Origin of the sequence: Tumidithrix elongata BACA0141 (genome assembly GCF_036349135.1) — a bacterium.
GTDB lineage: Bacteria > Cyanobacteriota > Cyanobacteriia > Pseudanabaenales > Pseudanabaenaceae > Tumidithrix > Tumidithrix elongata.
In genome coordinates this window covers 1-15,155 of record NZ_JAZBJZ010000058.1, presented here as the reverse complement: position 1 = coordinate 15,155, position 15,155 = coordinate 1, and the positions used below count along the sequence as shown (strand labels likewise).

15 protein-coding genes are annotated in these 15,155 nt (G+C 44.7%); 6 read left to right on the top strand and 9 right to left on the bottom strand.

The genetic code is table 11. From position 1 onward, the window contains the following. Window positions 1-18: 18 nt before the first annotated feature. Window positions 19-750, bottom strand: coding sequence for an ABC transporter ATP-binding protein (locus V2H45_RS14545; RefSeq protein ID WP_330484370.1), 732 nt, complete (start codon window positions 748-750; stop codon window positions 19-21). Window positions 751-1,070: 320 nt separating this feature from the next. Between V2H45_RS14545 and V2H45_RS14540 the strand changes: the two genes are divergently transcribed. After that, window positions 1,071-2,102, top strand: coding sequence for a hypothetical protein (locus tag V2H45_RS14540; RefSeq protein WP_330484369.1), 1,032 nt, complete (start codon window positions 1,071-1,073; stop codon window positions 2,100-2,102). A gap of 78 nt (window positions 2,103-2,180) precedes the next feature. On the opposite strand, the gene V2H45_RS14535 is transcribed toward V2H45_RS14540, so the two are convergent. The 5 genes from V2H45_RS14535 to V2H45_RS14515 all read right to left on the bottom strand — a co-directional run bounded on the left by V2H45_RS14535 (window position 2,181) and on the right by V2H45_RS14515 (window position 8,423). Beyond that, window positions 2,181-3,452 (bottom strand): serpin family protein, encoded by a 1,272-nt coding sequence (locus V2H45_RS14535; protein ID WP_330484368.1) that lies wholly within the window; start codon window positions 3,450-3,452, stop codon window positions 2,181-2,183. 91 nt (window positions 3,453-3,543) lie between these two features. After that, entirely contained in the window at window positions 3,544-4,506 is a 963-nt protein-coding gene (locus V2H45_RS14530; protein ID WP_330484367.1) for a hypothetical protein, read from the bottom strand. 114 nt (window positions 4,507-4,620) lie between these two features. Further along, the gene (locus V2H45_RS14525) at window positions 4,621-6,345 is read right to left on the bottom strand and encodes a helicase HerA domain-containing protein (protein ID WP_330484366.1); all 1,725 of its coding nucleotides are present in this window, start codon (window positions 6,343-6,345) and stop codon (window positions 4,621-4,623) included. A gap of 230 nt (window positions 6,346-6,575) precedes the next feature. Then, a complete protein-coding gene (locus V2H45_RS14520; RefSeq protein WP_330484365.1) occupies window positions 6,576-7,661 on the bottom strand; it encodes a nucleotidyltransferase domain-containing protein in 1,086 nt (361 codons plus the stop codon). Between the two features lie 9 nt (window positions 7,662-7,670). Further along, the gene (locus V2H45_RS14515) at window positions 7,671-8,423 is read right to left on the bottom strand and encodes a nucleotidyltransferase domain-containing protein (protein WP_408648794.1); all 753 of its coding nucleotides are present in this window, start codon (window positions 8,421-8,423) and stop codon (window positions 7,671-7,673) included. A gap of 94 nt (window positions 8,424-8,517) precedes the next feature. Between V2H45_RS14515 and V2H45_RS14510 the strand changes: the two genes are divergently transcribed. Next, entirely contained in the window at window positions 8,518-8,706 is a 189-nt protein-coding gene (locus V2H45_RS14510; RefSeq protein WP_330484363.1) for a CPXCG motif-containing cysteine-rich protein, read from the top strand. A 10-nt stretch (window positions 8,707-8,716) separates the two neighbouring features. On the opposite strand, the gene V2H45_RS14505 is transcribed toward V2H45_RS14510, so the two are convergent. Then, the gene (locus tag V2H45_RS14505) at window positions 8,717-9,328 is read right to left on the bottom strand and encodes a TetR/AcrR family transcriptional regulator (protein WP_330484362.1); all 612 of its coding nucleotides are present in this window, start codon (window positions 9,326-9,328) and stop codon (window positions 8,717-8,719) included. A 175-nt stretch (window positions 9,329-9,503) separates the two neighbouring features. Here V2H45_RS14505 and V2H45_RS14500 point away from each other — a divergent pair, with 175 nt between their 5' ends. The 3 genes from V2H45_RS14500 to V2H45_RS14490 all read left to right on the top strand — a co-directional run bounded on the left by V2H45_RS14500 (window position 9,504) and on the right by V2H45_RS14490 (window position 12,628). Continuing rightward, window positions 9,504-10,694 carry an ABC exporter membrane fusion protein gene (locus V2H45_RS14500; protein WP_330484361.1) on the top strand — a complete coding sequence of 397 codons (1,191 nt, stop codon included), beginning with the start codon at window positions 9,504-9,506 and terminating at the stop codon, window positions 10,692-10,694. Continuing rightward, window positions 10,691-11,866: an ABC transporter permease DevC gene (gene devC / locus V2H45_RS14495; protein ID WP_330484360.1), complete on the top strand. Its 1,176-nt coding sequence runs from the start codon at window positions 10,691-10,693 to the stop codon at window positions 11,864-11,866. The genes V2H45_RS14500 and devC overlap by 4 nt, the downstream gene beginning before the upstream one ends. Before the next feature lie 63 nt (window positions 11,867-11,929). Next, window positions 11,930-12,628 carry a DevA family ABC transporter ATP-binding protein gene (locus tag V2H45_RS14490; RefSeq protein WP_330484359.1) on the top strand — a complete coding sequence of 233 codons (699 nt, stop codon included), beginning with the start codon at window positions 11,930-11,932 and terminating at the stop codon, window positions 12,626-12,628. 63 nt (window positions 12,629-12,691) lie between these two features. On the opposite strand, the gene V2H45_RS14485 is transcribed toward V2H45_RS14490, so the two are convergent. Together V2H45_RS14485 and V2H45_RS14480 are read right to left on the bottom strand one after the other, a co-directional pair. Further along, entirely contained in the window at window positions 12,692-13,129 is a 438-nt protein-coding gene (locus V2H45_RS14485) for a DUF4351 domain-containing protein (protein WP_330484358.1), read from the bottom strand. After that, complete coding sequence (locus V2H45_RS14480) at window positions 13,104-13,238, bottom strand: hypothetical protein (protein WP_330484357.1); 135 nt, start codon at window positions 13,236-13,238, stop codon at window positions 13,104-13,106. Before V2H45_RS14480 ends, V2H45_RS14485 begins: the two co-directional genes overlap by 26 nt. Window positions 13,239-13,378: 140 nt before the next feature. Here V2H45_RS14480 and V2H45_RS14470 point away from each other — a divergent pair, with 140 nt between their 5' ends. Continuing rightward, window positions 13,379-14,836, top strand: a complete 1,458-nt coding sequence (locus tag V2H45_RS14470; RefSeq protein WP_408648793.1) for a protein kinase domain-containing protein — start codon at window positions 13,379-13,381, stop codon at window positions 14,834-14,836. Window positions 14,837-15,155 lie beyond the last annotated feature (319 nt).

The window sequence follows — 15,155 nt, the reverse complement described above, 5'->3', positions numbered from 1 at the left end:
CTTCCGATCGAGTCACTGTCAATCCCATTCATCATCGTCCTCTTGATGTGTGACCGCCTGTTTGAGCATTTGGTCGAGGTTTTGCCAATCGATCGCATCGGCAGTTTGAGATAACGTCAATTGCCCTTTGTGGAGTTGAATGACATGACTACACCAGCTAGACACCTGATCGAGTTGATGATTGACCATAATCACCGTTTGTGGCTGCGGCGATCGCGTTAATTCTTGCAGGGTATCGAGTAATAATTGGGCTAAGCCGCGATCGAGGGCAGAAGTGGGTTCGTCCAACAAGATCACCTCTGGCTCTGTAATCAACGCGCGGGCGATCCCTACCCATTGCCTTTGCCCCAAAGATAGCTCCACCTCGGCGCGACCCATGAGTTTGCTGTCAAGATTTAATCGCTCTGACCATGTTTGAAACCTTGTTTGAATTTCTGGGGCAGGATAACCGCGCAGGGTGAGGGGATAGCGAATTGCCTCGGCAACGGTCATTCCCAATAAGCTTACCTCCTGTGGCACGAGCATAATCTGACGGCGCAAAACGGGCACGGGAATCTCGAAAATTTCTTTGCCATCAATGAAAATTTTACCTGCAGTGCGATCGCTAAGTCGATTTAGCAATCTTAATAGCGTAGACTTGCCTGCCCCAGTTGACCCCACCAATGCTGTTTGACTGCCATGGGCGATCGTCACAGAAATATTTGTGAGGATTTGTTTGAAACTGACTTGCTGAAACTCGATCGATGCCATAAGAGCTAAATTCTTATCATTTTTGACTCAACTGCTGTGAGATCTGTGAGGCTTCTCTGTGATACTCCTCACCTAACCTATAGCGTAATAGATGCTATCAGTTATTGATGAAGCATGTAGCTTTGCAACTTTTTTATGAAGTTCCTGTCTTCTAGTATTACGAGCTTTACTTTTCGGGTTAAGGTGTTTTCACAACCAATTGAGAAAATCCTAAGACAAGTAAGCAATTTAACGAAGCGATCGTGAGAGGAATTCTGGCAATCTAGTCAAATGTTGCTAGGTGCACTCATGGGTTTGGAATTCAAGTTTGGAGATTTAAGATGAAGGCAAAAAAATTATCAACGCAGCAGTCAGAATCAAAACAAGCGAAATCAACTTGGCTATCTAAGTTGCGACAGAGACTTTTATTCTTTTTTATTGGGGTATGCTTTGTTTCTCTATTAGCGCCGCAATTAGCATCTGTGGTCGCACAAGATGTCAATCAGGCTAGGGTTAAAGAGGTAATCGATGGCAATCAAGTTTACATTCAAGAGCGTCAGGCAAATGTCAATGATGTGGCTCAGTATAACGAGAGCGTGCGAACGGGAAATGCCAAAGCCGAATTAGGTTTTAATACAGGTGCGGTGTTCAGACTTTCGCAAAACTCAGCGCTTACGGTCGGTCAATGCCTCAGACTCGATAGTGGCGTCTTACTAGTAAATGGTCCAGTGAATGCTTGTACTTCATCAATTACCGCTGGGGTACAGGGTACTACCTATGTCATCGAAGTAGATGACAAGGGCAACCAAAAAGTTACTGTATTGGAAGGCGAAGTTGTGGTCAAGAAAACAAAAAAAACAACTCCTTCCAATACAAATCCTACTCCTAAACCAGGGACTACGAGTACCGACCCTACTTCTAAGCCAAGTACTACCAAGCAAATTAGACCAACGCAACAAACTCCGCCAAAACCTCCAAGTTTTCCCGATCCCAATACACAACCAACTAAACCACTGACCGATCCTTCTCAGTCATCGTCAGATTCTAAACCTGTGTTGGAGGTAAAGCCACAAACGAGTCCTAGCCCAAGTCCTAGTAGTTCGGATACGAGCGATACTGTGGTCTTAAAATCTGGACAAAAACTAGAGGTTGATGCTCAAGGAGCTTTAGGAATCATCCAAAAGCTAACCCAAGGAGAATTTGAAGGTCTATTGGGCGGTAATTTATTTAAAGGATTTACCGATCAACTTCCTAGTATTGACAAGATTCGCAGCTCCTTTGAGGGCTTATTCCCCGGAGTCAGCTTCCCAATTCCTAATCTCCCTAGCATTCCTCGTATTCCCACACCGAGTATTCCAGGACTTCCATTTTAAATTTCGTTCTGGATTTCAAAAGTAAATAGAGGGGGGAATTCATTTCTCCCCTTTTTTATGGCATAAATCCCCGATCGCTTAAGGATCAACCACCGACCCCATAAATAAAATTGTGTCCGTATCGCGATCGCAAATCGTCAAGAAAAAAGGTCGATTGATTGCCATGTGTATTTCTCCCCCCCTAGACATTCCAACTGAGGTAACTGCTGCTGCTTCCGTCCCTTTTTCGTTAACATCTATAAAGGCTTTATGTTTGACTTCACTGATAAATCCTCCTCCCTTTGCGATCGCCGAAAAATCTGCCCTAGGGCTAAAAGCTATCTTCATACCTAATGCTTCTAGCGTCTTGCTCAGTTCCTGCGCGTATTCCAGCTTAAATCGAGGCAGTTCTAGATCAACTGATTCTGATTGCAAGTGCGATCGCCATTCTTGCCAATTAGAAAGATTCAAGCTTTGGTAAAATTCCTCAAGACTAGAGTTGGATTTGGGCAAGAAGATATACATGCCGATCCTGCTGTGCTTATATCGCAGTCCAATTGCTTGGAATTTATCTGTCTCAAAATAGCGAAATTGACCCGTTTGTCGCATCATTGGTACGTTTTTTTGCTTCCCATTGGCAAGATAGAAAGGTTTAGGCTTTGTCTTTGAGGGTATAAAGGGTCGCTCCCAATCGCCTTTAAAGTAAACCGCATTTATCAAAAACAAGATATCGGTTTGATTGATGCGATCGAGGATGCGATCGATCTTGCCGCGAGTATTTTGCTTTACCCAATTGTTGATCGTGCTTAAAGAAGCGGGATTGGCAAAATTGAGGCTAGCAATTTCGGCTTGATAAAACTGCTTGACCGTTTGGGCAAAATCAGGGTTGAGGGCAAGATCGCTAGTTACCCATAGAGAATTGGCAATCTCAATCTGTACGCTTGTTTTATCCCCTGATTTCCCCAGTAAAGTTTCCCTCAAAGCCCGAGTGCTCTCATTAACCTTGGATGCTTCCAAATCGAATAGTTGCAGGGTTCTTGCCATTTCCTGCTGAGTTTCTCCTTTTGCGCCGTTATAGGTCATGGTCAAGGCGATCGCGACACTGTATGGCGATATAAAGATGTTTTTACTGGTATTAACCTGAACCAGTTGCTTAAACAGGTTAAAGCTAAATTTGAGGTTTGCGGTGGTCAGATCGGGCTTAGTGAATGCGGCTTTGGCAACCAGACTAGATTTGGGACTGAGGATGGAATTCTCGATCGGATTCTTGAAAAAGCTTGACTTGTAAATCTCCTGATTTAGGTTTTTGCTGATATTCTCACTGGGTTGGAGGAGAGAAAAAAGCATCAAAGCGATCGCTAAATTAGGCATTAGCTACAAACCAAAGTAATTTGCCAACTATCCTAACTTACTTGCTTTCCCAAAATCAAATCAGCCATTTCGCGCAAGTTCCTCATGATTTCTATGCTGCCGCGATCGCATTGGGATGAATGGAACTGTCGCACAATTCGCTAAACAACCAATCTAGGTTCTCTGCCTTGAGATTGCCGTTCCATCTGTACATCTGAGCCATGATTCGAGTAAAGGTAAAGGCTAGCTCTGTGGCATGAAATAAACTGTTTTTTCGCATGATGTCATCGCTTTGGCTGCGTTCGCCACGATGATGCTTCAACAAACCCATGAGTTGACCTGTGGTACTGCGCAGGCGAGAGGTAAAACTGTCGTTAAAAGCCCAACTCGTAAATCCCCAGAATTTGGCTAAGTGGTTGACTTCGTCTTGGAGTGGTTGGGCGATCGCGTTCTGAAGTTCTCCCGTTGAGTGCGCCATCAGCCATAGGTATATCGAGGCAGCCGCCCATTCTGTAGAGATTCGGCTCAAGGTGTGTTTGTAGACTTCGAGGATGGGATTATCCGTCGCACAATATTCTTTCACTGAATTGGGCTTGGGCTGTAGTTTAATACCTGTCAACTTTTGATAAATTTTGCTAAAGACAGGCGCATGTTGCCTTTCTTCTTTTTCCCAAACGCTTACGGTAATAACTTCCCCCTGTGCATCCCTAACACCTCCCATAAATTGTGCCATCTGGGGATGCATTGCCTGAAAATAGCTCCAACTTTCCTTAGAGTATTCTCGAATGGGGGATTCGATTTCCACAGCACCTGCTAGAACAGATAGAAACAATTCGCGATCGATTCCAACAATCTGATCGATGCCAATGGCTTTCCAATTAATTGGTTGCCAAGCTCGCTGATGGGGCGCTTGAAATTGTGTGGGTAAATCGAGCAAGCGTTCTGACAGGATATCCAGAGAGATATATCGTTCCACCAGATAGTTGATTCGCGCTCTCGTTTGAAGATAGCGGGGACGAGGATAGCAATAGCCTGCAAGATCTAGCTTTGATGGGGTTTTGAGTAGTGCGTTCATGTCTTTGTCTTTGCTCCGAGAAACTAAAATTTAGTATCACGGATGTTTCTTTTTTGCTGGCGATCGCCTGTGCCACTTCTCAGATTGACCCAACCCATTAGCATCTATGTGTCATTAAAACCCTAAGTCTGCTTTTGCGGTTTCCGCAACGCGTAGAACTTCAGCAGTAGAGATTTCTTCCCAAGGAACTTCGCCAATTTCACGATAGAAAGCTTCATCATAGGCGCGGGTTTGGATAACCACAGGCATGGGTACAGCATGACCGAGAACCAGAGCCTGCTGCTTAGAGTCCAATTTAGAGAGAATATTGCGGAGATTGCCACTGCCTGCGACACCTGTAAAGATGGCATCAATGTCCTTCTCATCGTTCAATAATGCCGTGATGCGCGTACCGATCTGAGACATGACTTCGTTATCAATGCCAGATGGTCGTTGGTCAACCACCAAGAGCGTGACGAAATACTTCCGCATTTCCCGCGCGATCGTGCCAAAAATTGTTTGCTTGGCGGTCATGGGGGCGAGGAAACGGTGGGCTTCTTCGATCGTAATCATCAACTGCTGCGGGCGATCGCTAATATTCTTGGTTTGCAAAAACTTCTCGGCTTGACGCACGTAGGCTTTATGAATGCGGCGGGTAATGATATTGGTGGCAATCATGTAAGAGAGCATATTCGACTGCGAACCGAATTCAATCACAACATGCTTTTTGGCAGCGATCGCATCCAAAATTGTCTTGATATAATCTTCAGCGCAATTTGCCCGCATGTACTTTAAGTCATCCAAACGATTGAGCTTGCGCTGCAATGCCATAATCGAGGACTTGCTACCCATTTTTTGCTCGCAAAATTCCTGAATCTCGGTATTGGACATGCTCAATAGACGCGTAATCCAGTTCTTACCAAATTCGTTCCGTAAAATAATCGCGTTTTCTAAACTGGCTTCCGAGAGATTTAGCTCATCTCGAATTAACATCAAATCTTCGACTTCGATCTGCTCGTAACTGATGTAGAGTTCCTGAGCATCCCGCACGCCGCGCCGCCGCGTTGAATCTGGATCGAGCGTATAGATTTGTACCTGAGCGGGAAAAAGTTGCCGCAATCCCTTCACCGTGCTGAAGGTTTTCCCTTCCTTTGCCGCCTCCCATCCATATTCAGAATGCATGTCAAAAATTAAATTGACAGCCGCCTCCTTACGAATCACCCCAGACAAGAGCAACCGCGTCAGGAATGACTTTCCCGTGCCAGACTTGCCAAAAATGCCATTACTGCGCTCGACAAATCGATCTAAATCCAAGCAAATCGGGACGGGCATATCGATCGGCTGCCCCACAGCAAAGTTACGCTTCTGCGGATCGTCTTCCCAGCCAAATACAATGCGAAAGTCCCGTTCGGAAGCATCAAACACTTGGCTAAAGTGGCTGGGCACAGTTTTGACGGGTAGCAAACTATAGGTATTGGAATCTTCTGTTTCTACAAGCGAATATTCGACAGATTTTTTGCGTTTCGATTTTTTAACTTGGTCGGTGAGAATATCGAGGGGATTAGAAGGCACGAACATGAGCATGGGGGTTAAATTCACCGTGCCAAATGTGCCCGTTCCTGCCAGAACCTCAGTTAAAAATGTGTTGCTAGGATCGGGAGGATTGACGAGAATGCGAGGGCTAGATGTGCCTAGTGCCACATCCGTAAGCATACAAAAAAATCTGGCGCGACGACCCTGTACGACCAGAAATTTGCCGACGCGCATATCTTCAACAGAAACATTTCCGTTGAGTCGCACTTCTAAACCTTCGCTTAAAGATCCCTGGACGACAATACCTAGAGGTTGCAACAAATCCATGCAAATTTGCGTTTAAATGCTAATTCTTTTGATTAAGACTAACAGAAATTCTTGAATTTGAAGCATTTTTATAAGAATTCCCACCTAGCGGCAGGGCAGAGCCACAGACAATTTCCAAGAATAATTTGGATTTATACCATTTTCAGTTGAAATTCCAACATATCCGAATTTGAGTTCCGCGCTACGCACGGTCTTTCAAAAAGCTGCGACATAGCTTTTTGAAAGTGGTATTACCATGCCTGTAACGTTACAAGGTCAATGCATAATTGATTAATTGCCGATCGCTCGACATCATTCGGAAGCGTAGATTTTGCATGGGCAGATTCTAACCCAGCATAGAGACCGTTCGCGATCGCCATGACGTCACTATAGGAATAATCACCTCGCTTAATTGCCAGTAACTCCTCTGTATCCCCTGCTTCGCGGCGATCGACAATTACGCGGCGATCGGTCAAGATTTCAATTCCAGTCCGTAACAATCGAATTGCCTGCATAGCAAACTTACAGTCGTAACCAACTTTTGCTTCCATCACCGCTCGGGCGGGATTGCGATTTTTCTTCCACTGCTGATAATTTTCATATTCGCGGCAGGCGTTGAGATATTGCTGGTTAGTTTGCAACAAGCGAATAAAGTCATGGGAACTATGGGTCAGTTGTTGCGTATAGGTCAAGGTGTCTTCGGGCAAGGCATATTGCCGCAACACGCCTTTAAAGTCGATCTCGGCTGTGAGTAATTGCCGAAAATCTTCTAACTGTTCTAAATATTGAATGCGATCGCGAATTAATAAATACAAATACTCCAAAAATGCATGGATCTCAGTCTTGGACATAATTTGGATTGGTTCTAAGCCAAAGTCCTCTGGCTGTGGTTTCTGCTGGGGAGGATGAAGTAACCACTTGCGATGAGATTCTAGTTTTCTGATCTGCGCGTAGCCATAGCCTGCATAGGTTTTCCATACTTTTTTTGATAGAAATATCTGCTTGTGGTCGATTAAGGCTTTACCCACTGGAGTCAGATGCATGTAGTCCTTGTACCAAAGCAATTCGAGAATATTGGGATTGTTGTCTGCGGATAATTCTAAAAATTTTTTGAGTTCGTAGATGCAGGTATCCTTGCCTAAATAGGGAAACAATCCTTCTCCTTCGACCCAATCGCGATCCCTTTGCTCGATTTTACTAAACCCATAGTAATAGGGCTTAGTGGCGACAAAAACGCCCCGATAGTCATAATCAGAGCTTTCTGTTTGCAATCCATAGCCCCTAGAGCCTGTCAGTGCAATCAGGATCGTTCTTTGTTCGATTTCTTTGCGATTCATAGATGGGATTTATCGGAGCGATTTCATTCTAAGGCGGACTAAGAGATCGTGGAGTGCATCTTTGCTAGCTGGATCGGTTGACTCAGGTAACGTGCTGGCTTGGCTGGCTTGTTCGAGCGCTGTAATTAAGCGATCGCATTCTTGCCGATAAAACTCAATTTCAGCATCAACTAGATAGGATTTCTCACCTCCTTCCAACTTTTGGGCGATTAAGCTTGGAATGTAGGAGAGCTGAAATTCTTGATTGAGCCGACTTATATTCGCTTCAATTTTACCCGTTTGCATCAAGTGAATGCCCGTAAGTAAGACCCGATAGACATAGAGCAAAGGTTTGACCCGTTTGCGTGGTTCTTTCTCAAAGAGCTGCCATTGATTTTGCGCGAAGCCTAAATAATGGTGGGAATGATGCCGCGTAATGCAGGAGGTGGCGATCGCTTTGAGTTCTTCATGCTCTGGCGTACTATGCACAATCAGCGGCGAATAGAGCTGCTCTAGGACATAGCCATTTTTCTTTAAGAGCAAGCCAAAAAACTTTTTAACGTCATGGGTGACTAAATCGAGTTCTAAATCTTCTCGCAGTTCAGCTACTTCAATGGTTTCCTGCCCTGTATGCAACCCGATCACCTCTGAGATGGGTAAAATATGCACGCCCCTCAAGTCATAATCAGAATCTGGCGAGGGAAATCCATACAGATGAGCGCCACTGATTGTCGCAAATAGAAGTGGGTAGGGTTGGCTAGCGGCGATCGCAGATAGATCCATATGAACGTGCAATTATACGGATGGATGATGGATGCGCACTATCCTACTACGTTTGAGCCTATGATGAGGACAATTTACTCCCCTTTTAACTGAGATGCAGAACGCAGCGGAATATGATTGTGCCTATTGCGGCGAAGCCAATGTAACCTTTGTTGACTTTAGCGCAGGGTCGCAACAGTCCTATATTGAAGACTGTCAGGTATGCTGTCAACCCAATGTACTATTCCTTGAGATTGATCAAGAAACCTTGGAGATCGAAATCACGAGCGAACCCGAAAGCTAAGAAGCTGTTTCTAAGGATTGGTCACAATCAAAGCTAGCAGACTATTTAGGAGGCGATCACGTTCCATTGGCATAATATCGCCACTCTGTAACACATCTCGAATCATGACAAAATGAATTAAAGTTCCAATAAAGGCACGAGCGGTAACTTCAGGATCGGCAATCTGAAGTTTTGGATGCGTCTTAAAATATTCGGTTAAAAAGTCCAGACTTGTTTTTTCCATGTTTGTGACAAAAGCGCGTGCCAGTTCTGGAAAACGTCCCGATTCTCCAATAATGATTCGTAAGAAGGTCAGAATTTGCGGATCTTCCGCCACATTGTCTAACATCCCCGCAGCATATTGTTTTAAAAAAGCGATCGGTTCCTCTTCGTAGGACTGGAGATTTTGTAGCCGAAATAATTCCTTTCTACAGGACATTTGTTGAATTAACGCCGTAAACAAGGCCTCTTTGTCTGGGAAATGCCGATAAACCGTTGCTTTAGAGACACCTGCTGCTTCGACGATCTTATCGATGCGAGCCCCCGCATAGCCATGCTCTAAAAACTCACGCATCGCCCCAGCAAGAATTAATTCAGTTTTTTCTGGCGATAACTCTCGCTCAATACCCTTAGATTTAATCATGACTACCAACAGGTTTTACCAAGATCGCGCAGAGGATGGATGGTTATACATCATCCATCAACTACTGTTCAACAAATTCAATTATAGCTCTTGACAAGACGAAACTGTTTAGTTTAGTGTAATTCCATGCGAAACGAAACTGTTTAGTTTTACCAAAAGGCGCAGGAGTTCGTCTATGTTACAAAATCTTTTTGATAGCAGTGTTAAACAAAAATCTCAGCGCTGGCTTGGAATTGGGGCTACTGCTTTTTTAATTGCGATCGTTGGCGGGGGATACGGAATTTGGCGATCGCAAGCGAATTCACAGACAGCAAGCCAGAGCGTTGTCATGAATCCTGCCAAGATCGCTACGGTGTCAGCATTAGGGCGACTAGAGCCACAGGGAGAGGTCATTAAGCTATCGGCTCCCACATCCAACAACGGCAACCGAGTCGAGCAATTACTGGTACAGGAAGGCGATCGCGTCAAGGTAGGGCAGGTGATTGCAATTTTGGATAACCGCGATCAACTCCAAGCAGCCTACGAGCAAGCACAGGAAGAAGTCAAAGTTGCTCAGTCCAAGCTTTCTATTACCCAAGCGGGCGCTAAACAGGGAGAAATTAACGCCCAAAGAGCCGAAATTAGTCGAATAGAAGCTCAGCGGCAGGGAGATATTGAGTCCCAATCAGCAACGGTCGCCCGATTATCAGCGGAATTACAAAATGCGGAAATCGAGTTTAATCGGTATCGATCGCTTGCCCAAGAGGGGGCGATTTCTGCTTCTAATTTTGACAGCAAACGACTGGCTCTTGTAACTGCCCAACGGAACGTAGACGAAGCCAAGGCTGTACTCGCCCGAATTCAGACCACGAGTCCTGCCCAACTCAACCAAGCACAGGCAAATCTGGAACGTATTGCAGAAGTTCGCCCTGTCGATATTGCTGCGGGTCAGGCAGAGGTCGATCGCGCTATAGCAGCCATGAAACAGGCAAAGGCAAATTTAGATCGAGCCTATGTGAAATCACCGATTGCGGGAGAAATTTTAGAGATTCATACAAGGGCTGGCGAAGTGGTTTCCAGTAATGGCATTGTGGACATTGGCAAAACCCATCACATGTATGCGATCGTTCAGGTCTATCAAAGCGACATCCAAAGAGTCAAGCTCGGCCAGAGGGTACGCCTTAGCAGCGATTCCATTTCTGGCGAACTCTTGGGAACTGTGGAGCGCATTGATTCCCAAGTGAAGCGGCAAACCGTTGTCAATACAGACCCCAGCACCAATGTTGATGGGAGAGTCGTAGAAGTGCATGTGGTGTTAGACAATGCCTCTGGCCTCAAAGCAGCCAAGTTTACGAATTTGCTAATCTCGGCGGAGATCGAACAATGAGTGGATTCATTCAACAGATTCGACGCCGCACGCCTTTAGGGTGGTTACAACTAAGCCGCGAACGCAGCCGTTTGCTGGTAGCACTGGCTGGAATTGCGTTTGCCGATGTACTGATGTTTATGCAGCTTGGCTTTCAAGCGGCTCTGTATGATAGCAATACTAAGCTGAGCCGTGCGCTTGATGCCGACATTGTTTTTGTCAGTCCTCAAGCCCGCAATACGCAAAATCTCAGCACCTTCTCCAGACGAAGGCTATATCAAGCCAAAGATATTGCGGGCGTACAATCCGCTGAAGCCTTTTATTCCAATATCATCACTTGGAAAAATCCCGATACGCGTAAAGAAACCTCGGTTCAAATCATTGCGTTCAATCCCGATCGCGCTGCCTTGACTTTGCCAGAAGTCAATCAACAAATCAGCAAGCTCAAATTACCCGATCGCGTGCTCTTCGATCGCAAATCTAGGGGTGATTACAAACAAGCGATCGCCCAAGTGGAACAGGGACAAGCTGCACTAACGGAAGTCGATCGCCGCTCGGTGACCATTTCAGGATTATTTAGTCTGGGCGCATCCTTTGGCGCTGATGGCATTCTCATTGCCAGCGACCAAACCTTTCTGCATTTCTTTCCCCGCCGCGAAGCTGCCAGTATCAGTTTGGGACTCGTTAAGGTCAAGCTCGGTTATGATGCGAAACAGGTGGCAACCCTGTTGAAATCATACTTGCCCAACGATGTCAGAGTCTTAACCCACGAAGAATACATCGAATTTGAGGAAAGCTATTGGAAGTCTGAAAGCCCTATAGGATTCATTTTTGGCTTGGGAACGGCAATGGCATTTGTGGTGGGTGTGGTGATTGTGTATCAAGTTCTATCTACGGATGTTAACAGTCACTTAAAGGAATATGCCACGTTTAAAGCAATGGGCTATCGCAATCGCTATCTGCTCGTTATTGTGTTTGAGGAAGCTGTGATCCTGGCATTGCTGGGGTTTATTCCTGGGTTGATTTTACCGATCGGGCTTTACCAACTCGCCGCCAACGCCACAGCCCTACCCATTTACATGAATGTTTCTCGCGCGATCGCCGTGCTGATCTTAACCCTAATTATGTGCATGATGTCTGGCGCGATCGCAACGCGCAGACTGCAATCTGCCGACCCTGCCGATATGTTTTGATGCAGGAAGGAATAGCTTCCCATTCATTTTTTCGCTCTCTCCATTTCTCATCCCTCACCTCCTATGCAACCAGTCATCTCTATTCGTAACCTCAACCACTACTTTGGTCGCGACCAACTTCGCAAGCAAGTGTTATTTGATGTCAATCTAGAAATTCATGTGGGTGAAATTGTGATTATGACAGGCCCCTCAGGTTCTGGTAAAACCACATTACTAACCTTAATGGGTGGGTTGCGATCGCCTCAGTCTGGTAGTTTAAAAGTTTTAGGGCAAGAGCTTTGTGGCGCCAGTGCCGCAGAGCTGACGCTGACGCGACGGCACAATGGTTATATCTTTCAGTCGCACAACTTACATCACAGTTTGACCGCATTGCAAAATGTCAAGATGGGTTTGGAGTTACACTTTCATCTATCCTTACGAGAAATGGAAGCACGTTCGGCAGAAATGCTAGAACATGTTGGACTCGGAAATCGAATTAACTACTTTCCTGACGATCTTTCGGGAGGACAAAAGCAGCGGGTAGCGATCGCGCGTGCCTTAGTCAGTCATCCAAAAATAGTGTTGGCTGATGAGCCCACTGCTGCACTCGATAAAAAATCAGGGCGAGATGTGGTGACTTTAATGCAAACTCTCGCAAGAGAACAGGGTTGCACGATCTTACTCGTAACCCATGACAACCGCATTTTGGATATAGCCGATCGCATTGTGCAGATGGAAGATGGCAAATTAACCAATGATTCAGTCTTGAACGTAGCAGCTTAATCGTCAGTCAATCGAGTTTCTTTTGCCCCTGTTGCGGCGATCGTTCCAAACACAATGGAATAATTATTTTTCCTTATTCTGCTGCAACCAAGCGGACAAATCCGCAAGAGAAGTAAACCCTAACAGAGCCTCACCTAAATTTTCCAGTCGATCGGTTGACAATTGTTGGATAGCTTTTTGTGTCCTTAACGAGATCGCACCAAATTTACACTTAAGTAACCTTAGAACGAGAATAGCCTCACCTTGTTGCAAACCCTGTTGCAAGCCCTGTTGCAAACCTTCGAGCAAAATATCTTGATAAATCACTGATTCACGCATCACTTCACTCCGCAAAATCTGTCTTATAGAATCTTTTCCTAAAACCAAACCAGCCAGCACTGCCGAAGCAGCCATTACGTTTCCGCGTATATTTTGTTCGACAATCTCCTCAGATCGGTTGGCAACTTGCCTTAGTACTTCCAGACGTTCGGGACTGTTAGCTAGTATAGCAAGCGGCAACATTTAGCTCGGTTGGACTGAGTTGGGTAAAAGCGATCGGCTGACCGAGCAGCCACGTAGCTAGGTCGGCAAAGAAGTTTTCGGCAAGATACTTACAGACGTTATCGTACATGCGCGGAATTTTAACATCGCGTTAGCATTATTCGCGATCGCTGTGTAAAACTGTTGAAAGCTGAAAAATTTATGCCGATCGCTCTGTGTAAAATACTTTTTTATAGAACTAATTTATAGAACTAAGATTCACGAGGTCTTATGAGCTACTGCCTCAATTCTACTTGCAATAAACAAAATCCAAGCGATGCCAAGTTTTGCAAGCATTGTGGCTGGAGGCTCTTGTTAAGGGATCGATACAGAGCCGTAAAAAAAATAGGGCAAGGTGGTTTTGGCAAAACATTTTTGGCCGTCGATGAAGATAAGCCTTCCAAGCCCCTATGCGTAATCAAACAATTCTTTCCAAGTAATCAAGATCCGAGCAGTGCCATCAAAGCCGCAGAGCTTTTTGCACAAGAAGCATTAAGGCTCGATGCTTTAGGAAAGCACGCTCAAATACCCGAACTTTTCGCATATTTTGAACAGGATAAAAATCAATATCTCATTCAAGAATTCATTGATGGTCAAAATTTAGCGGAAGAGTTAGTACAGGAGGGAGTATTTTCAGAAACGAAGATTTGGCTGCTTTTAAATCACATATTACCCGTCCTGCAATTCATCCATGAGAATCAGGTAATTCATCGAGACATAAAGCCAGAAAACATAATTCGGCGTTCGGACGGACAAATTGTATTAGTTGATTTTGGTGCTGCTAAATTCGCGGCAGGTAACGGTTTAACAGCAACAGGAACGGTGATTGGCAGTGCAGCCTATACCTCACCCGAGCAAGCAAGGGGTAAAGCAATCTTTGGTAGCGATCTGTATAGCTTAGGCGTGACCTGCTTGCATCTATTAACAGGAATCGATCCATTTCAACTGTTTGATGATGCTGAAAATGACTGGATTTGGCGCGATTATCTAACAACGCCAGTGAGTGATTCCTTAGGCAAGATTTTAGGTAGACTCGTTCAGCCTGGAACCAAGAAACGCTATCAATCGGCTGAGGAAGTAATTCAAGATATTCGTCCAGAACGATATGCAACCAGTTCTCACCAAGAACCAACAGTTTCTGGAAGCAAAGCATCATTTCCCTATACATTTAGAAATTATTCATCAGGAACGATCCTTCTGAAAGGAGATATGGAATCGGTAAGTAAGTATATTGAGAACCATCCTCAGTGGTTGCCTCAGTGTATATTACCTTTAAAAGCTAGAGCGATCGGAGCGAATGCCTATTCCCTAAATATTGGCAAGATTGGCGCGCTAGGTTATGAAATCGATCCTACGGTAAATTTATACATGACTCAAGATGGAAGGAGCAATTATCAAATAAAAACCCAACCCATTCCTGCCAAAGATCCTAATGGCTATGAAGTCAGCTTTCATTCTAAAATTAAGCTAGTAGAGCATCCGACTAGAAAACCCAAAAATAAAACTACAAGAATCGAGTGGGATTTAACGCTGATCGCTAAACTTGATTTCCCGATGTTCGTCATGATTCTTCCCACATCACTGGTGCAAAGGACTGGGGATGCTATTTTAAATCAAGTTGTCAAACAAGTTTCAGATAGCTTCTCTGAGAAAATCAGTCAGGACTTCCATCGTTTTTTGAAATCATAAATCTCATATTAGAAATTAGGGTCAAACAGTTTGCCTTTAAGAAACTTGAGCTATGTTTTACCTGATGACAAGAGTATGATTAGCATTAGATTTAGGATTCTAATGCTTGATTTCTAAAATCTTTGAATACAGGTTTTCCTGTTTTTGCATTATAAACATTCAGTTGGATGAAGGCAGTAGTAACCTATCGTTTTAGATTCTTCAATTCTAGCTTTTTCAACACTTTTGTGACACTACCAATTTTTGGAACCCTTTGCATCATTACAAAAGGGCATCTCTAAAAATACAAACAAGAGTAGGAAGGGATTTGAGGAAAATG